This is a genomic window from Streptomyces albiflavescens, assembly GCF_014645835.1.
GTDB classification, from domain to species: domain Bacteria; phylum Actinomycetota; class Actinomycetes; order Streptomycetales; family Streptomycetaceae; genus Streptomyces; species Streptomyces albiflavescens.
The window spans coordinates 22425-44151 of the sequence record NZ_BMMM01000013.1 but is presented as its reverse complement, the minus strand read 5'-3'; the positions used below and the strand labels follow the sequence as shown (position 1 = coordinate 44151).

The following is a 21727-nucleotide window of genomic DNA, read 5'->3' as shown; positions in this document are numbered from 1 at the left end:
CCTCATGGCACGCGACTACTACGACGTGCTCGGAGTGTCGCGCGACGCGAACTCCGAGGAGATCCAGCAGGCCTTCCGCAAGCTGGCGCGCAAGCACCACCCCGACATCAACAAGGATCCGGGGGCCGAGGAGAGCTTCAAGGAGATCAACGACGCGTACAGCGTGCTGTCGGACCCCAGGACAAGGCAGCGCTACGACCGTTTCGGTGAGAACTTCCGGCAGATCCCGGAGGACTACGACGAGCGGGTGGCCGCGGCGGCGGGTGCCCGTGGCGGCTGGGGCGCGGGAGTCGGAGGGGCTGGCGGACGAGGCAGCAGGGTGCGCTTCCGTACGGCCGACGGCGTCGACTTCGACGGCTCCGGCGTCGACTTCGAGGACCTGTTCGGCGGGATCTTCGGACGCGGCGGCGGGGGCGGCTGGGGCCCGGTGCCGGGCGCCGACCAGGAGGCCGAGATCCAGCTCGGTGTCGAGGAGGCGTACCGGGGCGGCAAGCGCGGCATCACCTTGGGCGGCCCGAACGGGCAGCGCACCTACGACGTCACCATCCCGCGTGGTGTGGTCGACGGGCAGCGCATCCGGCTGGCCGGAGAGGGCGGCAGGGGCAGTGGAGACGCCCCGTCGGGCGATCTGTATCTGCGGGTGCGGATCAAGCCCGACGGGCGGTTCCGGCTGGAGGGCCGCGACATCCACGTCGTCCTCCCGGTGACGCCCTGGGAGGCAGCGCTCGGCGCGACCGTGCCGGTGCCCACCCCCGGCGGCACGGCCAAGGTCTCGGTCCCCGCGGGCTCGTCCAGCGGCCGTCGGCTGCGGCTGCGCGGCGAGGGCATGCCCAACCCACGTGGCAAGGACGGCGACCTGTACGCGGAGGTCCGCATCATGGTGCCGCCCGAGCCGACCGCCCGCGAGCGTGAGCTCTTCGAGGAGCTGACCGCCGTGTCCGCCTTCGACCCGAGGAGGCCCCGATGACCACCGCCCCCCGTCCTGGCGGCGAGAGCCGTCGGCCGCCCACCACCCCGGCCTCCCGGCCGGCCATCAACGTCCTTGTCCGTACCACCCGGACCACCACTCTCGTGCCGGACCGACGGCTCGGTCTCGACGCCGTCGCCCGGGACTCCGGACTCCATCCGGATCTCGTTCGACGGTTCGTCGCCCTCGGCCTCGTCGACGCCACCCGGGACGCCGGCGGGCGGCTGTGGTTCGAGCCGTCCGCTCTCGCCACCCTCGCCCGCATCCAACGTCTACGGGCCGCGCTCCCCCTCAACTACGCCTCCATGGGTCTGGTGCTCGATCTGCTCGACCGGATCAGTGAGTTGGAGGACGCGCTGAGGCGCAGCAACGCCGGCTCGTCGAGGAGTGATGAATCGTGGATATGAACCGGCTCACCCAGAAGTCCCAGGAAGCGCTGCAGGAAGCACAGACCATCGCCGGCCGACTGAACCAGACCGAGGTCGACGGCGAGCATCTGCTGCTCGGGCTCCTCGACCAGCCGGACGGTCTGATACCGCGGCTGATCGACCAGGCGGGCGCCGACACCCGGGCCCTGCGCACGGCGCTGACCGCCGAGTTGGGCCGCAGGCCCAAGGTGACGGGCCCCGGCGCCACCCCGGGGCAGGTGTACATCACTCAGCGGCTGGCGCAGGTGCTGGACTCCGCCGAGCAGGAGGCCAAGCGGCTCAAGGACGAGTACGTGTCCGTCGAGCACCTGGTGCTGGCGCTCGCAGACGAGGGGTCCCGGACGTCCGCAGGACGCCTGCTCAAGGAGCACGGCGTCACCAAGGACGCGTTCCTGTCGGCGCTGACCCGCATCCGCGGCAACCAGCGCGTCACCTCGGCGACGCCCGAAGCGTCGTACGAGGCATTGGAGAAGTACGGCCGTGACCTTGTCGCGGAGGCACGCAGCGGCAAGATGGACCCGGTGATCGGCCGGGACGCGGAGATCCGCCGCGTGATCCAGATCCTCAGCCGCAAGACCAAGAACAACCCGGTGCTCATCGGTGACCCGGGCGTCGGCAAGACCGCCATCGTGGAAGGTCTCGCCCAGCGCATCGTGCGGGGTGACGTGCCCGACGGGCTGCGTGATCGCACGATCTTCTCGCTCGACTTGAGTTCGCTGGTGGCGGGCGCCAAGTACCGAGGGGAATTCGAGGAGCGCCTGCAGGCCGTGCTGAGCGAGGTCAAGGCGGGCGGGGGGCGCATCCTGCTCTTCGTCGACGAACTGCACACGGTTGTCGGCGCGGGCGGCGCCGAGGGCGCGATGGACGCGGGGAACATGCTCAAGCCGATGCTGGCGCGCGGCGAGCTGCACATGATCGGCGCCACCACGATGGAGGAGTACCGCAAGTACGTCGAGTCCGACGCCGCCCTCGAACGCCGCTTCCAGCAGGTCCTGGTGGACGAACCGAGCGTGGAGGACACCGTTTCCATCCTGCGCGGGCTGCGCGAACGCCTGGAGATCTTCCACGGAGTGAAGATCCAGGACACCGCGCTGGTGGCTGCGGCGACCCTCAGCCACCGCTACATCACCGACCGGTTCCTGCCGGACAAGGCCATCGACCTCGTCGACGAGGCATGCGCGCGGCTGCGTACCGAGATCGACTCCATGCCGGCCGAACTCGACGAGATCACCCGCCGGGTGACCCGCCTGGAGATCGAGGATGCGGCACTGGCCATGGAGACGGACGCCGCCAGCGCCAAGCGACTCGATGAGCTGCGCCGCGAGCTGGCCGACCTGCGTGCCGAGGCCGACGCCATGCGCGCCCAGTGGGAGGCCGAACGCCAGGCCATCCGCCGGGTGCAGGATCTGCGTCAGGAGCTGGAGCAGGTACGGCAGGAGGCGGAGGAGGCGGAACGCGCCTACGACCTCAACCGTGCCGCGGAGCTGCGCTACGGCAGGCTCACCGAAGTAGAACGCCGGCTGGCGGCCGAAGAGGAGCGGCTGGACACCAAGCAGGGCGAGAACCGGCTGCTGCGGGAGGCCGTGACCGAGGACGAGATCGCCGAGATCGTCGCGGCCTGGACCGGGATCCCGGTCACCCGCCTCCAAGAGGGCGAGCGCGAGAAGCTGCTCCGTCTCGACGAGATCCTCAGCGAGCGTGTGGTCGGCCAGGGCGAGGCGGTCAAGCTGGTCACCGACGCCATCATCCGGGCCCGCTCCGGCATCCGCGATCCGCGTCGGCCGATCGGTTCGTTCATCTTCCTCGGCCCCACCGGTGTCGGAAAGACCGAGCTGGCCAAGACGCTCGCAGCGGCGCTCTTCGACTCCGAGGAGAACATGATCCGGCTGGACATGAGCGAGTACCAGGAACGGCACACGGTCAGCAGGCTGGTCGGAGCACCACCCGGGTACGTCGGTTACGAGGAGGGCGGCCAGCTCACCGAGGCGGTGCGCCGCAAGCCGTACTCCGTGGTCCTGTTCGACGAGATCGAGAAGGCCCACCCCGATGTGTTCAACACCTTGCTGCAGATCCTCGACGACGGCCGGATCACCGACTCGCAGGGCCGGACCGTCGACTTCCGCAACACCGTGATCATCATGACCTCCAACATCGGCTCGGCGCACCTGCTCGACGGGGTGACCGCCGACGGCGAGATCAAGCCCGACGCGCGCTCCCTGGTGATGAGCGAGCTGCAGAGCCACTTCCGGCCCGAGTTCCTCAACCGCGTCGACGACATCGTGCTGTTCAAGCCGCTGGGCCTGAGCCAGATCGAGCGCATCGTGGATCTGCAGTTCAACAACCTGCGCACGCGGCTGGCCGAACGGCAGATCACCGTCGATCTCACCGAACCTGCCCGCGAACTCATCGCCCAGCAGGGCTTCGACCCCGTGTACGGGGCGCGGCCGCTGCGCCGCTACATCTCCCACGAGGTCGAGACGCTCGTCGGACGGGCTCTGATCCGCGGCGACGTGCAGGACGACTCGACGATCCGCGTGGACGCGCAGAACGGCGAACTGGTCGTCACATACGCCGAGTCGGCCCGGCCGGACGTTCAGAAGGCCGCGTGAGTCCGATGGCCACCAGCCGGAGCAGGACGATCGACTGTGACCAGTGCGGCCGCAAGAACCGGGTACCGGCGGCGGCCGAGGGCACCCCGCGCTGTGGGAACTGCCACTCCCCGCTCGCGTGGATCGCCGACGCCGGCGACCGGGACTTCGCGGAGATCGCCGAGCAGGCGAAGCCGTACGTCCTCGTCGACCTGTGGGCCACTTGGTGCGGGCCCTGCCGGATGGTCAGCCCCGCACTGGAACAGGTGGCCCACCAACTCGCCGGGCAGGTCAAGTTGGTCAAGGTGGACATCGACCAGAATCCACGGCTCGCCCAGCACTTCCAGGTGCAGGCCGTACCGACCCTGCTGCTGCTCGACAAGGGCGAGGTGATCTCCCGCACGACGGGCGCGGCACCCGCTCCGGCGCTGCGGCAGTGGGTCGAGGAGAGCCTGGCGGTTCGCCGGTGAACGCATACACCACGCACCCGCGTCGCTGCTTAACTCCCCTGCTCCGTAAGGGGAATGGCCGTGGAGGCCGCACTGCAACACGGTCCGAACGGCAGTGTGGAACGCGGAGGCGTCACCGCGTCAGCGGCATCAGGGTGCATAGCATTGCGGGATGACTCGACTCCAGCTCCTGCGCCTCGACCACGCCCCTGCTCTTCTTCGGTTCGAGCGGGAGAATCGGGACTACTTCGCCGCTTCGATTCCCGACCGAGGCGACGAGTACTTCGCCCACTTCGACGCACGCCACGACGAGTTGCTCGCCGAACAGGCGGCGGGGCTGCACTTCTTCCACCTCGTGGTGGACAGTGGCGGTGCGGTGCTGGGACGCGTCAACTTGGTGGACGTGACGGACGGTTCGGCCGAACTCGGTTATCGGATCGCCGAGCGGGCCGCGGGGCGGGGACTCGCCACGACAGCTGTGCGCGAAGTCTGCGCCCTGGCCGTCACGGAGTACGGCCTGAGCAGGCTGCGGGCCCGTACGACTCTGGACAACAGCGGCTCGCGAACCGTCCTGGCCCGTACGGGATTTCAGCCCGTCGGCGAAATCCGGCTGAGCGGTCGCCCGGGCCTTCGCTTCGTCCGGGAACTGCGGGACACCGACCGGGCGGTGCCCGCAGAGGCAGACGTCGTCAGGGAATCGGTTCGGCGGAGGGGTTGATCGGCGACTGGTAGGCGCCACTGGCCAGCATGCGTACCTCCCCCGCCGGGCTGATCTCGGCACGGAGGATGCCCGTCGGATCGCAGTACACCGGGTTGCCGCCCGGGCCGAGGGCGTCGGTCCTTTCGACGACCACCTCGTCCGTCACGACGCCGGTACCCGATCCGGGCTGCGTGAAGGTCAGCCGGTAGCGGTCCATGGTCTTCATGACGCCCTCCCACGCTGGTGACAAATGTGGGCAAATAGGTTCCCCTCCATGATGCGGCCAGATTCACTCGGAAGCAGCACTCGCGACGACGAACGCCGTCGGCCCGTGCCACACGGCCCCGGCGAGCTTCGTTCACATTGCGTGACGCCTCTCGCCTCCACGCGCCGGGCAGTGTAGACATAGGCACATGGTCGGACTATTGGGTCGATCCCGGGCTCAGTCGACCCGCCGCCTCAAGACCCCTCTCGATCAGGAGGGGCCACACGGAGGCAGGCACCGACGCGGCCCGTCCGCCGGGCTCCGGTCGGCGCTGGGCGGGCGCAGCGTCGCCGGGCAGGTCTTCCTCCTGCAAGTGGTGATCGTGCTGCTCCTGGTCGTGTCCGGGGTGGTGGCGCTGGTGCTCCAGGTACGTCACGACAGCACCCAGGAGGCCCGCAACCGTTCACTCGCCGTCGCCGAGACCTTCGCCCGCGCACCGGGCACCCCCGCGGCTCTCAGCGCCCCCGATCCCACGGCATTGCTTCAGTCACGGGCCGAAGCCGCCCGCAAGGCGGCGAACGTGGACTTCATCGTCGTGATGAGCACCGACGGGATCCGCTACACCCACCCCAAGCCCGACCGGATCGGCAAGAAATTCGTCGGAACCATCGCGCCCGCGCTGGCCGGGCACCCCGTCGTCGAAGAGATCACGGGAACCCTGGGACCGCTGGTGCAGGCCACGGTGCCCGTCGAGGCACCCGACGGCAAGGTGGTGGGCCTGGTGTCGGCCGGTATCACCATCGCGAACGTGGGCGGTGTCGCGGACCGGCAGCTGCCGCTCATGCTGACGTCCGCCGGGGTCGCGCTGGCCCTGGCCACCGGCGGGACGGCGCTCGTGAGCAGGCGCCTGCTGCGCCAGACCCGCGGCTTGGGCCCGTACGAGATGACCCGGATGTACGAGCACCACGACGCGGTGCTGCACGCCGTCCGGGAGGGAGTGATCATCGTCGGCGGCGAGGGACAGCTGGTGCTCGCCAACGACGAGGCGAACCGACTGCTCGACCTGCCCGACGACGCCGAGGGGCGGAACGTACGCGACCTCGGTCTCGACTCGGACACCGCCGACCTGCTGGCCTCGGGACGCGTCGCCACCGACGAGGTGCACCTGGTGGGCGAACGGCTGCTGGCCATCAACCAACGGCCCACGGACCTCAAGGGCGGCCCGGCCGGAAGTGTCGCGACGCTCCGTGACTCGACCGAACTGCGCGCGCTCTCCGGCCGGGCCGACGTGGCACGGGAACGACTCAAACTGTTGTACGAAGCCGGGGTGGGCATCGGGACGACCCTGGACGTGACACGCACCGCCGAGGAACTGGCGGAGGTGGCCGTCCCACGCTTCGCGGACTTCGTCACCGTCGATCTGGCCGACGCCGTGCTGAACGGGCAGGAGCCGGAGGCGGGCACCGATCTGCGCCGCACCGCGTCCGGCGGAATCCGCACGGACGCTCCGCTCTATCCGGTGGGCGAACACATCGGCTTCGTCCGCTCCACCCCGCAGGCCCACAGCCTGCGCACCGGCCAGGCCGTCATCGAGCCCGACCTCGGTGGGTCTCCGGGCTGGCTGGCCCAGGACCTGGAGCGCACCGGGCGGGTCGTGGACTACGGCATCCACTCACTGATCACAGTCCCGCTGCGGGTGGGCCCCCTGGTGATGGGCGTGGTCAACTTCTGGCGCTCGGAGAAGCCCGAACCCTTTGACAGCGAGGATCGGGCCCTGGCCGAGGAGCTGGTCGCCCGGGCCGCGGTCTCGATCGACAACGCGCGTCGCTACACCCGCGAGCACACCATGGCGGTGACGCTGCAGCGCAGTCTGCTGCCGCGCAGCTTTCCGGGGCAGAGCGCCCTGGACATCGCGTATCGCTACCTGCCCGCGCAGGCCGGAGTGGGCGGGGACTGGTTCGACGTGCTGCCGTTGCCCGGCGCCCGTGTCGCGGTCGTCGTGGGCGATGTCGTCGGGCACGGACTGCATGCCGCGGCGACGATGGGACGGCTGCGTACGGCGGTCCACAACTTCTCCGCCCTGGACCTGCCGCCCGACGAGCTCCTCGGACTCCTGGACGAACTGGTCGGCCGCATCGACCAGGACGAGGAGACGGAGGACAGCAGGGCCGCCGTCACCGGCGCCACCTGCCTCTACGCCATCTACGACCCGACCTCCCGGCTCTGCACCGTCGCTCGGGCCGGGCACCCGCCGCCGGCGGTGGTGCGTCCCGACGGGAGCGTCGACTTCCCGGAGGTGCCGGCCGGTCCGCCGCTCGGGCTGGGCGGCCTCCCGTTCGAGACGGCCGAGCTCGAACTGGCCGAGGGCAGCCGTCTGGTGCTGTACACGGACGGACTCGTCGAGGACCGGGATCGGGACATCGACAGCGGTCTGGAGCTGCTGCGCACCGCCCTCGCCGGGGCCGACCGGTCGCCGGAGGACACCTGCCGGGCCGTGCTCGACGCCCTGCTCCCGCCCCGGCCGAGCGACGACATCGCCCTGATCGTCGCCCGCACCCAGGCGCTCGGTGCCGACCGGATCGCCGAGTGGCAGGTGCCGTCCGACCCTGCCGCCGTCGCCGAGGTGCGCGCCTCCGTCACCCGGCAGCTGGCGGAGTGGGGACTGGACGAGATGTCGTTCACCACGGAGCTCATCCTCAGCGAGCTGGTCACCAACGCGATCCGTTACGGCAGCGGTCCGATCCGGATCCGTGTGCTGCGCGACCGCAGCCTGATCTGCGAGGTCTTCGACGGCAGCAGCACCTCACCCCACCTGCGTCAGGCGGCGATCACGGACGAGGGCGGACGCGGCCTGTTCCTGGTCGCACAAATGGCCGAGCGCTGGGGCACCCGTTACAACCCCTCCGGCAAGGTGATCTGGGCGGAGCAGCCGCTGCCCTGAACGTGCGTCTCGGCCGTGGGGCCGGGCTCAGCGGGCCAGACGGCCCAGCAGGGACGAGGCGGACAGGATGCCGAGGGCGGCGGCCAGCACGAGAACCCCGTAGTCGAGGGCCAGATGGGCAGGTGTGCCCAGCAACAGGCCACGCAGCGCGTCCACTTGGTAGCTGAGGGGGTTGATCTTGCTGATGGTCTGGAGCCAGCCGGGCATGACGGCCAAGGGATACAGGGCGTTGGAGCCGAAGAACAGCGGCATCGTGATGGCCTGGCCGATGCCCATCAGCCGGTCCCGGGTCAGCACGATGCCCGCGATCGTCATCGAGAGGCAGGAGAAGAAGGCCGAGCCGAGGACGACGGCCACCGCGACACCCAGCAGCCGCAGCGGGTCCCACGTCATCGCCACCCCGAGCAGCGCGGCGATGACGACCACCACGACCGCCTGGATCAGCGCCTTCACGCCCGCGGCGAAGGCCTTCCCGGTGATGAGCGCCGAGCGCGGAGTCGGTGTGACGAGGAGTTTGGTGAGGATCCCGGCGTCCCGCTCCCAGATGATCATGATGCCGTAGAAGATGGCGATGAACATGGCCGACTGGGCGATGATGCCGGGCGCCAGATAGTCGATGTACGGGATGCCGCCGGTGGGTATCGCCTTGATCCGGGTGAAGGTCTCGCCGAAGATCAGCAGCCAGAGCGCCGGCTGGACCGCTCGGGTGTACAACTCGGTGCGATCGTGGCGGAGCTTCTGCAACTCGACCGCGCACATCGCGCCGACCCGGGCGGGCAGCACCTTCCAGCCGCTCCGGGCCCGGGGCGGTACGACGAGCAGGTCGAGGCCGGTGGGGTGGACGCGGTCAGCCGACACGGGTTGCGGTGCGACGCGTGTTTCGGACATCGCTGAAGTCTCCTGACTGGTCGTCGAGGCCGCTGCCGGCGATATCGCGGAAGACGTCCTCCAGCGTGGGCAGTTCACCGTTGTTCGTGGCGCCACGTCGCGCACCGAGGCCGGTCCTGAGCTCGTCGGGGGTGCCGAGAGCACGGACGCGGCCGCGGTGCATCAGCGCGACCCGGTCGCAGTACTGGTCGGCCTCGTCCATGTAGTGCGTCGTCACGAGCACCGTCATGCCCGTGGCGGCGCGCACGGCGTTGATGTGCTCCCACACGCTCGTCCGGGCGATCGGATCGAGGCCGATGGTCGGCTCGTCGAGGATCAGCAGCCGGGGCGCGCTCACCAACGCCTGGGCGAGTTCCAGGCGGCGGACCATGCCTCCGGAGTAGGTCTTGGCGAGCCGGTCGGCCGCGTCGGAGAGATCGACCGCCGCGAGCGCCTGGTCGACGCGTGCCGCGCGCTCCCGGCGGGAGACGTCGAAGACACGGGCGAACAGCTCCACGTTCTCCCGCCCCGTGAGCCCGGAGTCGGCGGAGAGCTGCTGCGGTACGTAGCCCAACAGGCGCCGTACGGCCATGCGTTCGCGGGTGGCGTCGTGCCCGAAGACACGCACCATGCCGGCGGGAACGGGCAGGAGGGTGGTGATGCAGCGGATCGCCGTGGTCTTTCCCGCGCCGTTGGGTCCGAGCAGTCCGAAGACCTCACCGTCATGGACGGAGAGTTCGAGGCCGTCGACCGCGGTGGTCTCACCGAAGGCGTACGCGAGCCCCGCACAGGTGACGGCGTCCGTCCCGGTAGCCGCTGCCTGTGCCGGTCCGTCGGCACCCTTTCCCCCACCCGTCGGCGCGGCAGGTCCGTCGGCCGCGCCCTTCCCGCCATCCGTCGGTACGGCCCAGCCGTCGGCCGCGTCCGTCGCGCCGCCGTTCGCCACGGCCCGGCTTCCGTCCTGGGCGGGGTCTTGGCCTCCGGTCGTGTTCCGCGTCATGTCTCCTCGGCCTCCTCGTGCAGGTTCGCCGCCAGCTTGCGCAGGGCCGGAAGGGCCGCCTCCAGGGCCACACGGTCGGCCTCGTCGAGACGAGCCACCTGGCGCCGTACGAGCGCCGCGCGCCGCTGCCGCCAGTCGCGCAGCCGAGCGTCGGCCGCCGGGGTGGGCAGCAGCAGCGCCGCCCGCCGGTCGGCCGGGTCCGTCTCGCGGATCACATAGCCGTCCCGCACCAGCTGGTTGACCAGAGTCGAGACCGAATTTCCCGCCAGGTAGAGCTCCTTGGCGGCCTCCGACACACGAATGCCGGGACGGGCCACGACCAGGCGCAGCAGCTCGACCTCCGCACCGCGCAGCCGCGGAGCGGTCATGCCTCTGCGCAGCCGCCGCCGGATCAGCCGTTGCACTCCGGCCAGGGTGTCGGCCAGCGCCTCGGGAAAACTCTCGGACTCCACACATCGAGAATAGCTCTGTGTCAGAGGTAATTCGGAAAAGGGACGGTCAAGAGCGAGCAAGCGGAGAGCCTGCGGGCATACCCCAGGGGTGTACCCGTGGGGGCGGTGTCGTCAGTGTTCCTTGAGTTCGTCGATGCGGACCGGCGCGCCGACGGTGACCGACTGGATGGCGGCAAGGGCGATGGAGAGCGCGGCGCGGGCGTCCTCACCCGTGACGGCGGGAGCGCGGCCGGTGCGGACGCGGTCGGTGAAGTCGGCGAGCTCGGCCACGTAGGCGTCGCGGAAGAGGTCCTGGTCGTACCCGACGCACTCGGCGGTGATGCCGCCCGAGCCGTAGGAGGTCAGATGGGTGCGGCGGATGTCACCCAGGGTGAGCATGCCCTCCGAGCCGAACACCTCGCCGCGCACGTCATAGCCGTACACGGCCTGGAAGTTGGCCTCGGCGGTGGCGAGCGCGCCGTTGTCGAAGCGGATCGTGACGACGGCGGTGTCGAGCAGTCCGCGGTCCTTGAAATCGGGGCGGACCAGGGCGTCGGCCATGGCGAAGACCTCGACGGGGTCGGCGCCGGGGTTGAGGTAGCGCAGCGTGTCGAAGTCGTGGACCAGAGTCTCCAGGAAGATCGTCCACGGCGGGATGGGCGCCGGGTCCGCCAGCTTCGGGTCACGGGTGAGGGAGCGGAGCAGTTGTGGGGTGCCCACGGCGCCGGCGACGACCTTGTCGTGAGCGGCCCGGAAGCCCGGGTCGTATCGCCGGTTGAAGCCGACCTGGAGAGCCACCCCGGCGTCTCGGGCGGCCGAGACGGCACGGTCGGCCTCGGCGAGGGTGACCGCCATGGGCTTCTCGCAGTAGACGGCCTTGCCCGCCCGCGCCGCCGCCTCCACCAGGTCCGCGTGGGTGCGGGCCGGGGTGGCGATCACCACCGCCTCGATCCGCGGGTCGGCCAGCAGATCGACGATCGCGGTGTACGCCGTGGCACAGCCGAGCGGGGCGGCGAGGCGCTCGACGGCGCCCGGGGCGGGGTCGGCGACGGCGGCGAGGCGGACACCGGGCAGACGGTGGGCGAGGGTTTCGGCGTGGAAGGAGCCCATCCGTCCGGCGCCTATGAGGCCGACGGCGAGCGGTTGCTGCGAGGCCATGCGAGTTCTCCGTACGTGGGTGAGTGAGTGCGGGGCGGGGAGGGCGTCGTCAGGGAGTGCGTCGTCAGAGGGTGAAGGCGGAGCGGAAGCGCTCCAGGGCGCGGTCGCTGTCGCCCGAGGCCCAGGCCTCCATGGCGACGGTGCCGTCGTAGCCGAGGTCGACGAGAGCGCGTGCGACGGCCGGGTAGTTGATCTCCCCGGTTCCGGGCTCGCAGCGGCCGGGCACATCGGCCACCTGGATCTCGCCGATCAGGCTCCGGCCGTGGGCGCGGCGGACCAGCTCGATCAGGTTCCCCTCGCCGATCTGCGCGTGGTAGAGGTCGAGATTCATGCGCAGTCCTGGCCGGTCCACGGCCGCCACCAGAGCCAGAGTGTCGGCGGCCTTCGCGAACGGCACTCCGGGGTGGTCGACCGCGGTGTTGAGGTTCTCCAGGGTGAAGACCACCCCGGCGCTCTCCCCCAGTTCGGCGATGCGGGTGAGCGTGCGGTGGGCGGCGATCCACATCGGACCGGTGGCCTCACCGGCGACCGCGGTGACCGGAAGGCCCTGGGAGTCGAGGCCGGTGCCGTGCAGGTTCAGCCGGGTGCATCCCAGCAGCTGAGCAGCCTTGACCGACTCCTCCGCGGTACGCAGCAGTTCGGCCGCTCCGTCCACGTCGGTGAGGCTGCCGCGAAGGTAGCCGGTCATCGAGGAGAAGACCGCCCCGGTCCGCGACAGTGCGCTCAGGTCGTGCCGGGCCCAGTCCCAGATCTCGACCTGGAAGCCGGCGTCATGGATCCGCCGCGCCCGCTCCTGGATCGACAGGTCCAGGAAGACCATCTCGGCGCAGACCGCCAATGTGTACATCGTTCGTCGCCCCCATTCCGGTTTCCGGTGACTAGAACGTTCTAGTTCCGGAACAGCAGTACGCCAGCCGCCGAGCGCCTTTGTCAAGGTTCCGCGAAGGCGCGGAGCTAGAACGTTGCAGTAATGCCGACCAGCGCGTTCGCGTCTGGTCTACGATCCTCGACGGGAAGCACGCTTCGACACTTCGTCCAGGGAGGGCAGCCGTGTCACCGACCCCTGCGGTCCCGGGCGGCAAGCGACCGACCCTCGCCGATGTCGCGGCACGGGCCGATGTCTCCGTCGCCCTGGTCTCCGTCGTGATGCGCGGGGCCAAGGGCGCGGGGGCCGCCACCCGGGAGCGGGTGCTGCGGGCGGCGAAGGAGATCGGCTACCGGCCCGACTCCCGGGCGCGGCTGCTGCGCAGCAGCCGCTCGCGCCTGCTCGGGGTGCAGTTCGAGCTCCAGCAGCCGTTCCACACCGACCTGGTGGAGCGCCTGTACAGCGCGGCCGAACCCGCCGGTTACCAGATCGCCCTCGGCGCCGTCGCCCCGAGCCGCAGCGAGCGGCAGGCCGTGGAGGCGTTGCTCGCCGACCGCTGCGAGGCACTGATCCTGCTCGGTCCACAGGTCCCCGCCGCACGGCTGGCGGAGCTCGCCGCACAGCTGCCGGTCGTTTCCGTGGCCCGGCGGTTGCGGCCGCCCCCCTCCGGGGTGGATGTCGTACGGACGGCCGACGACGAGGGCGCCCGCCAGGCCGTCGATCATCTGGTGGCCCTCGGCCACCGGGACATCGCCCACATCGACGGGGGCCGGGCGCCGGGCGCGGCCGACCGGCGCCGCGGCTACCGTACGGCCATGAACCGCCAGGGTCTGGGCGAGCACGCGCAGGTCCTGCCGGGCGGATCGACCGAGGAGGACGGTGCCGCGGCGGCCCGCGCCCTCCTCGACGCCGACCGTCGGCCCACCGCCGTCCTCGCCTTCAACGACCTCTGTGCCACCGGCGTCCTCGACACGCTTCTGCGTGCCCGCGTACCTGTCCCCGACGAGATCTCCGTCATCGGCTTCGACGACACCCGTCTGGCCCGGCTCGCCCATGTCGACCTCACGACGGTCCGTCAGGACATCGCACATCTTGCACAGTTGACGGTCGGCCGGGCCGTGGCACGGCTGGAGGGCGAAGCGCCGTCCGAGGGCCCGGGGCAGGAGATCGTCGTCGAACCGCACCTCGTCACGCGCGGTACCACCGCCGCTCCCCCGGCCACCTGAATCCTCCGCGTTCCCGGCACCGGTGGCCGGCAACGGGTGCACCTCGCCCCACGGTCACTTACCGTCCAGTAATATCCCGCGACAGGCCCCTGGAGGAGGAACCGTGCCACGATCGGAACGCTCGCCCTTGTTGCTCGCCGGCCTGTTGGCTGCCGCGGGCGTCACCCACTTCGTCGCGCCACGGCAGTACGACGCGACCATTCCGCGTGCTCTGCCAGGAGCGCCGCGGACCTGGACCTATGCCAGCGGTGCAGCCGAACTCGCGCTGGCGGCAGGAGTCGCGCTGCCCCGTACACGGCGTATCGCCGGGCTGGCGACCGCCGCCTTCTTCGTCGGCGTATTCCCCGCCAACGTCCAGATGGCGGTGGACTGGCGCCGTCGTCCGGCCCCCCTCAAGGCGGCGGCTCTCGCGCGGCTGCCGCTGCAGGTGCCGCTCGTCCTGTGGGCGCGCGGTGTCGCCCGGGGCGCGGAGGTCCGGTCATGACGTCTCGGGTGAACGTGGGCGACACGGTCGAGGACTTCACGCTGCCGGACGAGACCGGGGCGAGCCGGAGCCTGTCCGAACTGCTCGGCGACGGGCCGGTGGTGCTGTTCTTCTATCCCGCCGCCCTCACCGCCGGCTGCACCGCCGAGGCCTGCCACTTCCGTGATCTGGCCGCCGAGTTCGCCGCCGCGAGCGCGCGCCCCGTGGGGATCAGCGGTGACGCGGTCGACCGGCAGCAGGAGTTCGCCGGACGCCACACGCTCGGGTTCCCGCTGCTGTCCGACACCGAAGGGACAGTACGTGAGCGGTTCGGGGTGAAGCGCGGCTTCTCCATGGCCCCGACCAAGCGGGTCACCTTCGTCATCGCGCAGGACCGCACGGTCCTGGAGGTGGTCCGCAGCGAACTGCGGATGAGCGCGCACGCCGACCGGGCCCTGGCCGCGCTGCGCGACCACCGGAGCTGACGCACGACCGGCGGAGTGCCCGCGTGAACGGGGCCCACCCCTTCGCGGATGGTGGGCGGGTCCCGTTCACTGCGCTTCATTTTCGACTCCGGTTCCGGTCTCCGGCAGGGAGTGCGACCAGGCATGTCCGCGACACGGGGCACACCCCGTGTGCACGCCGCGTCTCCCGTGCGTCTCCCCCGTGAGGCGCCCTGTCGTGAGCCGGACCTTGCGGTCATGCTGGTCCCCGACGAGCCGCCCGCGCGATCAACGGAGCCCAGATGACAGACCAGGCCACCCGTCTCGAAGTGAAGCCGGTCGCCGGCCATATCGGCGCCGAGATCACCGGGGTCGACCTGGCCGGGGAGTTGACGGACGAGGTCGTCGACCGGATCCGGGCGGCGGTGCTGCGCTGGAAGGTGGTGTTCTTCCGGGCACAGCGGCTGGATCACGCCTCGCATGTCGCGTTCGCACGGCGGTTCGGCGAGCCGGTCCGTCTGAGGTCACGCGGCAGTGCGTCGCCCCGGGACTTCCCCGAGGTCGAGACGACGGCCGATCGGCTGGAACTCGGCGGCCGCTACGGGATGGACCACGACGAGTGGCTGCGACGGCGCCGCCATTCCCTGCTGCGGGGGTGGCACTGCGACCACGGGGCCCGCGTCGATCCGCCGGCCGCGACCATCCTGCGCGCCGAGACCGTGCCGCCGTACGGCGGTGACACGACCTGGTCCAACCTGGCCGTCGCCTACGCGGGCCTCTCGGAGCCCGTACGTCACTTCGTGGACGGCTTGCGCGCGGAACACCGGCTCGGGGTCGGGTACCAGTCACGGCCCGGCGACGACGCGTATGTGCGCCATCTGCTGGACCATCAGATCGCCTCGGACCACCCGCTGGTACGGGTGCACCCCGAGACGGGCGAGCGGGTGCTGTTCGTCAACGGCTACTACATCGAGCAGATCCTCGGGGTGTCCCGCGCGGAGAGCCGGGCGCTGCTGGAGATGCTGCTGGAGCAGGCGACCCGGCCCGAGTACACGGTCCGGTTCCGGTGGGAGCCGGGCAGCGTGGCCTTCTGGGACAACCGGGCCACCATCCATCTGGCGCCCAGCGACACGGCCCATGTCGACCACCCCCGGGTCATGCACCGCGTGATGCTCACAGGCGATGTCCCGGAGGGGGTCGACGGCAAGCCGTCGGTGGCGATCGTGGGCAGCGAGACGCGGCGCTGGTGAGCCACGGCCGGCAGGCGTGCGGCAGAACGTCAGGACGCGTCAGGACGTCAGGGCGTCAGGGCGTCAGGACAGAGTCCTGTCAGAAGATGCCCTGTCCCGGGACCAGGATTCCGTTCGGGTCGTAGGTGTGTCTGGCCGTGGCCAGTTGGCGCCAGGCGGAGCCGAAGTGGTCGCGCCAGTCCGACGGGCCGAAGGGGACGGAGCCGACCGGATAGTGCGTGCCGCCTGCCGCGCGAACGGTGTCGTACGCGGTGCGGTTGGCGGCGAGCAGACGGTCGATGGTCGCGGTGTCGTCGGGCGGCGTCGTACGCAGAACGGCCAGGAGGTACGGCACGGGATCGTCGGGGGTGCGCAGCAGCGGCGCGTGCAGCCGCTCGCTCAGCAGTGGGTACAGGAGGACGACGCCCGGGCCGAGGTCGGCCGAGGTGAGGTCGTCGAGCAGGGACCCGGCAAGAGCGACGGCCTCGCGACCAGGCAGCAGCAGATTGAGCCAGGGGTGGGCGTACGCCCAAAGACCCGCTTCCTTCAGGGCGGCGACGCCGGGGGCGAGCCGGTCGAGGAAGTCGTAGTACGCGAGGTCGGACGTCTGCACGCCGGACGGGTCGTGACGCAGTCCGCGCAGCAGTGCGCTGTCGTCGGGGGCGGGACCGACGGGAGGGCCGTAGGCGACGGCTTCGAGGAGGTAGCCGCGGAAGGCTCCCTCGCTGTCCGGGGTGACTTGGCCCTCGACATAGGCGAAACGGCCCTCCCGCACCAGTAGTCGTTGGTCGTCGAGGAACGTACGCAGGTCGTCGTACGGGAGGAGGTAGTGGCGCACGGTCTCGGGCGCGGGAACCAGACGCAGTGTGGCGCCGACGACGACCGCGCACTGGCCGAGTCCGGCGAGCACGGCGTGGAAGAGATCACGGTGGCGCGTCGGGGAGCAGCGGACGAACTCTCCGGCGCCGGTGACGACTTGCAGTTCCGTGACGTTGTCGACCTGGGCGCCTTGCTGATGGGTCTGACCACCGAGCCCGCCGACGGACAGGGTGCCGCCGACGGAGAGTTCGAGATAGTCGGTGAAGGTGGGGGGTGTGAGGCCGTGGGCCAGGGTGGCCTTGGCCACGTCGCTCCACTTGGCGCCCGCCCCGACCGTGACCGTGGTACTCCGTCGTCCGACCGCACCGATGGCCGCAAACGGCGCGGTCTCGATGACCAGGCCGCCGTCGACCTGCGCCTGACCTTGAGTGGCGTGACCCTGACCACGTGGGGCGACCCGCAGTCCATGCGCATTGCAGAAGCGGATCATCGCGACGACGTCCCTGATGGAGCCCGGTCGCAGGACCGCGGCCGGACGCCGGTGGACGATGTGTCCGAAGTCGTCGGCGGCCGCGGTGAGTGATGCCTCGTCGGTGTGCAGGGTCCCGTCGAGCGGCGGAAGGTCGGTCAGCGGCCGGTCGGACGCGCTGACCGCCCAACTGCGGGTGAAGGGGTCGAACCCGATCACCGCGGCGCCGACGGCCGCGAGGCCGTGCAGTGCGGTGCGTCGCGAGGGTGTCCGGGGCATGCGCTCCTCCTGGGGCAGGCGGGATGCAGCGATCAACTCCGGCCGAGTCTAAGGGGATTGGGTCTTGAGACGAGCGGGGGACCACCGTGGATTCCCGCCAACGACCCTGTTTCACGGCTGCCGCATGAGGGGGGACGAGTGCGGCCGCCGTCCGGGCGAGGACGGCGGCCGACTTCATGCCGAGGCGGCACGGCTCAGGCGCCGACGCGGCACGGCTCAGGCGTCGGCAACAGCAACAGCAACGACCCACTCACCGCAGCGAGCACGGCTCACACGTCGGACGGCACCGCTCACACCTCGACGCAGCACGGCTCACACATCGACGGCGACACAGGTACGCGGGACACCGCTGAAGTCGCCCAGCGCTCCGGCGCCATAGAGCCATGAAGCGGGGCGCACGGCGATGTGGAGCGTACCCGTGTGCCGCAGGGCGCCGCCCCCGCACGGGCACAACTCGGCGGGGGCGGGCGCCATCTCGCGGCTCATGCCGTCGAAGACGGACCCTCCTCCGGCTTGTCCTCGTCGGTGCCCTTCTCCGGCGTCCGCACGAATCCCTGAAGTTCGAGCGGGCCGCCCGCCTTCTCGGGGCGGCCGTCGGAGTTCTGACCGTTCAGGTTCTGCCGGACCGAGTCCAGGATCGTCAGGCCCTGTGCGACCAGGCCGGCCGCGATCTCGCCGAGGCCGTCCGCGCCGTTCAGGACGTTGACGTTCGCTCCGGCGAGACCGCCCGCCGCTTCCTTCACGATCAACGGGAGCTGGTCGATCAGCATCCGGTCGAGGGCGACACGGTCGTGCGAGGCCGCGGCCTCGGCCTGGATCTTCATCCGTTCCGCCTCGGCGATGGCGAGCACCTTGATCCGCTCGGCCTCCGCCTCGGCGGGCTTCACGATCTCGGCCACCAGCTGCTGCTGGCGCAACTGGGCTGCCTTCTGGGCCAGTTCGGTCTGGGCAGCGAGCACCTCCTGCTGGGCGTGGGCCTGCGCCAACGGCCCGGCCTGGGCGGACTGCGCCTGGGCGCGGTCCACTTCGGCCGAGTACTCCGCCTTCACGATCGCGGTCTGGCGGGCGTACTCGGCCTGGTTGCGCGCCGCCACCTGCTCCGCCTCGACGGAGGCCTGGGTGGCCTGGGCCTGCGCGATCTGGGCCTGCCGCTGGATGGCCGCCTTGTGCGGTGCGGACATGGCGTCGATGTAGCCGGTGTCGCCGTCGTCGATCGACTGGATCTGCAGCGAGTCGACGATCAGACCGATCTTCGCCATCTCGGTCTTGGAGGTGTCCAGGACCTCCGCGGCCAGCTTCTGCCGCTCGGTGACGATCTCCTCGACCGTCATCGAGCCGATGATGGCGCGCAGATGGCCGGCGAAGATCCGGCCGGTCAGCACCGACATCTGCTCCTGGTCGGAGAGGAACCGCTGGCCCGCGTTGATGATGCTCTCGGTGTCGTTACCGACCTTGAACGCGATGACGGCACGAACGTGCAGCGCGATGCCCTGCCTGGTGACACAGGTCTCGGTGACTTCGGACTCGCACATCGACAGGGTGAGGAAGCGGGTCTTGCGGAAGATCGGGAGCACGAACTTGCCGTGCCCCGTGACCACTCGGAACGGCGCGCCCCCCAGTCCCCGCCTGCCTCCCGAGATCAGCATCGCCTCGTCGGGGGCGGGAACGCGGTAACCGAACATAACGTCTTCTTCTCCTTAGCCGGCGTCGGCGGCAGCGCCGCCCAACGCGTCCAGCGGATCGGCCCACTCGATGACGTCGACCTCGCGACATCCACGTGATTCGATCACGAGCACAGTCGCCCCTGTCGGCAGGGGCTCCTGCGACCAGGCAAGGAAGGTCTCGGAGCCGCCTCTCACCCGCACGAGGATCTCGCCGGGACCAGCGGCTCCGCGCGTGCCGACGAGTAGTTCCCCCGTGCAGCCGATCACGGCGTCGTCCTGCACCACTGTCGGCCGCCCCCAATCGTTCTTGTTCTCCTTCCGACCTTAGACCCCACCTGCGTCGGGCGCCTATGCTCCTGTCGATCCTCGTGGCCTGCCGAGGGCGCGGACGCTCAGCTCCTGGTGAACCGGTAGGTCTTGCTGTCGGTCAGGACGCAGAAGCCCGGCGACACGACGATCACGCGCAGGGTGCCGGTGCGCCGGTCGTAATCGATGCCCTCCGCCTCGAACGTGCCCGAGCAGGAGCTGCGCAGCGGGAGCTGGCGGAGCGCCGTGACATGGCCGGACACGTCAGCCGAGCCGGGCTCGCCGCTCAGGTCGACCTGCAGCAGCGGCTTGGTGATGCCGAACAGCGTGCCCGCCGGGTCGTCGGACGAGCACAACAGCTGCGTCGCGGTGACGAAGTCGCAGCCCTGTATGTCACGGACCGCGTGGTCCAGGTTGATCGTGGACGCCTGAGGCAGGTTCGCCGAGGGGGACGTACTCGGGTTCACGCCCGGGGTCGGGAACACCAGCAGCCGGCTCATCGTGCCGTACTCGCCGGACACCATCCATGTACCGCTCGGGGCGATGGTGACGAACGAGTTGTTCAGCGCTTCTCCCGCGCTCAGCGCGTGGACGTACTCCGACCAGCCGCCGCCCGGTGCCTGCACTCGGAACATCTTCGAGCCGCCGGAGTCGCTCTGATACGGCTCGATGTAGTAGCCGTTGTAGGAGGCGTCCGGGTCGCCGACGTGGTTCCAGCCGCGGCTGCTCACGCTGGAGGGGATGGTACCTATGCCGGTGTAACGGTTGGCGCTTCCGGCCGGGACCTCGACCGAGGTCAGGCCCTGGCTCTCGGTCAGCGGATCGGCACGGTCCGAGCCCACCTCGTTCCAGGCGTCGGCGGCCGTGGCGGGCGCGGTGGTGGCGACGGACAGGACGACCGCCGTGGCGAGTGTGACGAGACCGGCCAGGGCGGCGTGACAACGTTGCCGTGCGAGCATGCGCATGAGGTCGACTCCTCGGTGGGGGGTGTGTTCGGCGCACAGTCTGGCCCGACATGATGGTCATGTACAGACCAATGAATGGACGTCAGTCGTCGGCTCACCGTCCAGGAAGCGACTCATGGCCCCGGAGGCGGCGCACCGTCCAGGGGCGGCGACGCCTCACCGACCAGGAGGCGACGCACCGTCCAGGGACGACGCCTCACCGGCCCAGGGGCGATCCACCGTCCACGAGGTGACGGCTCACCCATCAGGAGGTGACGCCTCACCGCCCACGAGGCACGTCACCGCCGAGGAGGCGGCGAGGACGCCCTCTGGACCGGTGTCGCCGCCTGATCCGGTGTCGCCGCCGCGAGTTCCGTACGCGCACGCGACGCGGCCCCGAGCGCGACGCCACCGCTGCCGAGCCGCGCCCGTACGACGCGGATCGGCTGCCCGCTGACGGGCGGCTCGGCGGCGAGCGTCGCCAGGATCGGCGGTTCGAGGAGCTCCCACGCCCTGCTGACGCCGCCGCCGATCACGAAGGTCGCGAGGTCCACCAGGCCCGCCGTGATCAAGAGGGCGCGGGCGATCCCCGCTCCCGCCGCCTCGTAGACGGCGATCGCGTCGGCATCCCCCACGACCGCCGCCTCGGCGACACCCCACGCGGTGAGGTTCCGTCCCGTCCGCTCGCCGTAGCGCGTGGCGATGGAGCGCCCGGAGGCGAGTGTCTCCAGATGGCCCCGGCCGCCGCAGGTGCAGGGAAGTTCACCGAAACCCGGGATGTGCCCTATCTCGCCCGCGGCCCCGTGCGGGCCTTCGACCAGCGTGCCGTTCATCCACAGCGCGCCGCCGACTCCGGTGCCGAGTGTCATCCCGAGTACGTGCGGTTCGCCCGCGACGGCGCCCTTGGACACCTCGCCGCGGAGGAAGGCGTTGACGTCGTTGTCGAGGAAGGCCGGTACGCCGAGCGCCTTCTCGATCGTCGCCGTCACCGGGAATCCGGCCCAGCCGGTGAAGGAGTCGCTCGCCACGAGGATGCGCCCGGTACGGGTGTCGACCACGCCCGCCGCGCCGACTCCGACCCCGAGCAGGCGAGAGGGCACACGGCCTTGGAGCAGACCCAGCGCGTCGAGCGCGGCGCGGATCATCGCCTGCCCGCCGCGCGCGGCCGGCGTGGGCACCTCGACGCTGTCGACGACGGCGAGGTCGGCCGTGCACAGCACGACCTGGGTGGTCGTGCCGCCGATGTCGACACCGGCGTACACCTCGGGAGTCGGGCGGCCGGGGTG

At 70.7% G+C, this 21727-nt stretch carries 22 protein-coding genes; 10 read left to right on the top strand and 12 right to left on the bottom strand.

What is annotated here, in order from left to right; genetic code table 11:
* Positions 1-4: 4 nt before the first annotated feature.
* The 5 genes from IEY95_RS30940 (at position 5) to IEY95_RS30920 (ending at position 5150) form a co-directional block, all read left to right on the top strand.
* On the top strand, positions 5-967 hold the full coding sequence (locus tag IEY95_RS30940; RefSeq protein ID WP_189189467.1) for a DnaJ C-terminal domain-containing protein: 963 nt from the start codon (positions 5-7) through the stop codon (positions 965-967).
* Positions 964-1374, top strand: coding sequence for a chaperone modulator CbpM (locus IEY95_RS30935; RefSeq protein ID WP_189189466.1), 411 nt, complete (start codon positions 964-966; stop codon positions 1372-1374). Before IEY95_RS30940 ends, IEY95_RS30935 begins: the two co-directional genes overlap by 4 nt.
* Positions 1365-4004 (top strand): ATP-dependent chaperone ClpB, encoded by a 2640-nt coding sequence (gene clpB / locus IEY95_RS30930; protein ID WP_189189465.1) that lies wholly within the window; start codon positions 1365-1367, stop codon positions 4002-4004. Before IEY95_RS30935 ends, clpB begins: the two co-directional genes overlap by 10 nt.
* Positions 4005-4009: 5 nt before the next feature.
* On the top strand, positions 4010-4453 hold the full coding sequence (gene trxA / locus IEY95_RS30925) for a thioredoxin (protein ID WP_189189724.1): 444 nt from the start codon (positions 4010-4012) through the stop codon (positions 4451-4453).
* A 151-nt stretch (positions 4454-4604) separates the two neighbouring features.
* A complete protein-coding gene (locus IEY95_RS30920) occupies positions 4605-5150 on the top strand; it encodes a GNAT family N-acetyltransferase (RefSeq protein WP_189189464.1) in 546 nt (181 codons plus the stop codon).
* On the opposite strand, the gene IEY95_RS30915 is transcribed toward IEY95_RS30920, so the two are convergent.
* Positions 5122-5358, bottom strand: coding sequence for a DUF6296 family protein (locus IEY95_RS30915; RefSeq protein ID WP_189189463.1), 237 nt, complete (start codon positions 5356-5358; stop codon positions 5122-5124). The genes IEY95_RS30920 and IEY95_RS30915 overlap by 29 nt on opposite strands.
* Positions 5359-5545: 187 nt before the next feature.
* On the opposite strand from IEY95_RS30915, the gene IEY95_RS30910 reads away from it, so the two are divergent.
* Positions 5546-8278: a SpoIIE family protein phosphatase gene (locus IEY95_RS30910; RefSeq protein WP_189189462.1), complete on the top strand. Its 2733-nt coding sequence runs from the start codon at positions 5546-5548 to the stop codon at positions 8276-8278.
* 27 nt (positions 8279-8305) lie between these two features.
* Here IEY95_RS30910 and IEY95_RS30905 read toward each other — a convergent pair whose 3' ends face one another.
* The 5 genes from IEY95_RS30905 to IEY95_RS30885 all read right to left on the bottom strand — a co-directional run bounded on the left by IEY95_RS30905 (position 8306) and on the right by IEY95_RS30885 (position 12581).
* Positions 8306-9166 (bottom strand): ABC transporter permease, encoded by an 861-nt coding sequence (locus tag IEY95_RS30905; protein ID WP_189189461.1) that lies wholly within the window; start codon positions 9164-9166, stop codon positions 8306-8308.
* Positions 9126-10145, bottom strand: a complete 1020-nt coding sequence (locus IEY95_RS30900; protein ID WP_229703485.1) for an ABC transporter ATP-binding protein — start codon at positions 10143-10145, stop codon at positions 9126-9128. Before IEY95_RS30900 ends, IEY95_RS30905 begins: the two co-directional genes overlap by 41 nt.
* A complete protein-coding gene (locus IEY95_RS30895; RefSeq protein ID WP_189189460.1) occupies positions 10142-10597 on the bottom strand; it encodes a MarR family winged helix-turn-helix transcriptional regulator in 456 nt (151 codons plus the stop codon). The genes IEY95_RS30900 and IEY95_RS30895 overlap by 4 nt, the downstream gene beginning before the upstream one ends.
* A 111-nt stretch (positions 10598-10708) precedes the next feature.
* Positions 10709-11734: a Gfo/Idh/MocA family oxidoreductase gene (locus IEY95_RS30890; RefSeq protein ID WP_189189459.1), complete on the bottom strand. Its 1026-nt coding sequence runs from the start codon at positions 11732-11734 to the stop codon at positions 10709-10711.
* A 64-nt stretch (positions 11735-11798) separates the two neighbouring features.
* Positions 11799-12581, bottom strand: a complete 783-nt coding sequence (locus IEY95_RS30885; protein ID WP_189189458.1) for a TIM barrel protein — start codon at positions 12579-12581, stop codon at positions 11799-11801.
* 203 nt (positions 12582-12784) lie between these two features.
* On the opposite strand from IEY95_RS30885, the gene IEY95_RS30880 reads away from it, so the two are divergent.
* From IEY95_RS30880 to IEY95_RS30865, 4 genes are all read left to right on the top strand, one after another.
* Positions 12785-13825, top strand: coding sequence for a LacI family DNA-binding transcriptional regulator (locus IEY95_RS30880; protein WP_189189457.1), 1041 nt, complete (start codon positions 12785-12787; stop codon positions 13823-13825).
* A 103-nt stretch (positions 13826-13928) separates the two neighbouring features.
* Positions 13929-14309, top strand: coding sequence for a DoxX family protein (locus tag IEY95_RS30875; protein ID WP_189189456.1), 381 nt, complete (start codon positions 13929-13931; stop codon positions 14307-14309).
* Positions 14306-14773: a peroxiredoxin gene (locus IEY95_RS30870; RefSeq protein ID WP_308429355.1), complete on the top strand. Its 468-nt coding sequence runs from the start codon at positions 14306-14308 to the stop codon at positions 14771-14773. Before IEY95_RS30875 ends, IEY95_RS30870 begins: the two co-directional genes overlap by 4 nt.
* A gap of 260 nt (positions 14774-15033) precedes the next feature.
* A complete protein-coding gene (locus IEY95_RS30865; protein ID WP_189189455.1) occupies positions 15034-15981 on the top strand; it encodes a TauD/TfdA dioxygenase family protein in 948 nt (315 codons plus the stop codon).
* Positions 15982-16060: 79 nt separating this feature from the next.
* Here the strand turns inward: IEY95_RS30865 and IEY95_RS30860 are convergent, their stop codons facing one another.
* The 6 genes from IEY95_RS30860 to IEY95_RS30835 form a co-directional block, all read right to left on the bottom strand.
* Positions 16061-17527, bottom strand: a complete 1467-nt coding sequence (locus tag IEY95_RS30860) for an FAD-binding protein (protein WP_189189454.1) — start codon at positions 17525-17527, stop codon at positions 16061-16063.
* Between the two features lie 312 nt (positions 17528-17839).
* Positions 17840-18013 carry a hypothetical protein gene (locus IEY95_RS30855; protein WP_189189453.1) on the bottom strand — a complete coding sequence of 58 codons (174 nt, stop codon included), beginning with the start codon at positions 18011-18013 and terminating at the stop codon, positions 17840-17842.
* A complete protein-coding gene (locus IEY95_RS30850) occupies positions 18010-19209 on the bottom strand; it encodes a flotillin family protein (protein ID WP_189189452.1) in 1200 nt (399 codons plus the stop codon). Before IEY95_RS30850 ends, IEY95_RS30855 begins: the two co-directional genes overlap by 4 nt.
* A gap of 15 nt (positions 19210-19224) precedes the next feature.
* Positions 19225-19476: an NfeD C-terminal domain-containing protein gene (locus IEY95_RS30845; RefSeq protein WP_189189451.1), complete on the bottom strand. Its 252-nt coding sequence runs from the start codon at positions 19474-19476 to the stop codon at positions 19225-19227.
* Positions 19477-19583: 107 nt separating this feature from the next.
* Positions 19584-20462, bottom strand: coding sequence for a hypothetical protein (locus IEY95_RS30840; RefSeq protein ID WP_189189450.1), 879 nt, complete (start codon positions 20460-20462; stop codon positions 19584-19586).
* Positions 20463-20740: 278 nt separating this feature from the next.
* Positions 20741-21703, bottom strand: a complete 963-nt coding sequence (locus IEY95_RS30835) for an ROK family protein (RefSeq protein ID WP_189189721.1) — start codon at positions 21701-21703, stop codon at positions 20741-20743.
* Positions 21704-21727: the final 24 nt, after the last annotated feature.

Coding starts and splice junctions, on each gene's coding strand:
- IEY95_RS30940 (WP_189189467.1), top strand. CDS start 5: ATGGCACGCGACTACTACGACGTGCTCGGAGTGTCGCGCGACGCGAAC.
- IEY95_RS30885 (WP_189189458.1), bottom strand. CDS start 12,581: ATGTACACATTGGCGGTCTGCGCCGAGATGGTCTTCCTGGACCTGTCG.
- IEY95_RS30890 (WP_189189459.1), bottom strand. CDS start 11,734: ATGGCCTCGCAGCAACCGCTCGCCGTCGGCCTCATAGGCGCCGGACGG.
- IEY95_RS30855 (WP_189189453.1), bottom strand. CDS start 18,013: ATGAGCCGCGAGATGGCGCCCGCCCCCGCCGAGTTGTGCCCGTGCGGG.
- IEY95_RS30865 (WP_189189455.1), top strand. CDS start 15,034: ATGACAGACCAGGCCACCCGTCTCGAAGTGAAGCCGGTCGCCGGCCAT.
- IEY95_RS30905 (WP_189189461.1), bottom strand. CDS start 9,166: ATGTCCGAAACACGCGTCGCACCGCAACCCGTGTCGGCTGACCGCGTC.
- IEY95_RS30850 (WP_189189452.1), bottom strand. CDS start 19,209: ATGTTCGGTTACCGCGTTCCCGCCCCCGACGAGGCGATGCTGATCTCG.
- IEY95_RS30840 (WP_189189450.1), bottom strand. CDS start 20,462: ATGCGCATGCTCGCACGGCAACGTTGTCACGCCGCCCTGGCCGGTCTC.
- trxA (WP_189189724.1), top strand. CDS start 4,010: ATGGCCACCAGCCGGAGCAGGACGATCGACTGTGACCAGTGCGGCCGC.
- IEY95_RS30915 (WP_189189463.1), bottom strand. CDS start 5,358: ATGAAGACCATGGACCGCTACCGGCTGACCTTCACGCAGCCCGGATCG.
- IEY95_RS30860 (WP_189189454.1), bottom strand. CDS start 17,527: ATGCCCCGGACACCCTCGCGACGCACCGCACTGCACGGCCTCGCGGCC.
- IEY95_RS30935 (WP_189189466.1), top strand. CDS start 964: ATGACCACCGCCCCCCGTCCTGGCGGCGAGAGCCGTCGGCCGCCCACC.
- IEY95_RS30870 (WP_308429355.1), top strand. CDS start 14,306: ATGACGTCTCGGGTGAACGTGGGCGACACGGTCGAGGACTTCACGCTG.
- IEY95_RS30910 (WP_189189462.1), top strand. CDS start 5,546: ATGGTCGGACTATTGGGTCGATCCCGGGCTCAGTCGACCCGCCGCCTC.
- IEY95_RS30920 (WP_189189464.1), top strand. CDS start 4,605: ATGACTCGACTCCAGCTCCTGCGCCTCGACCACGCCCCTGCTCTTCTT.
- IEY95_RS30900 (WP_229703485.1), bottom strand. CDS start 10,145: ATGACGCGGAACACGACCGGAGGCCAAGACCCCGCCCAGGACGGAAGC.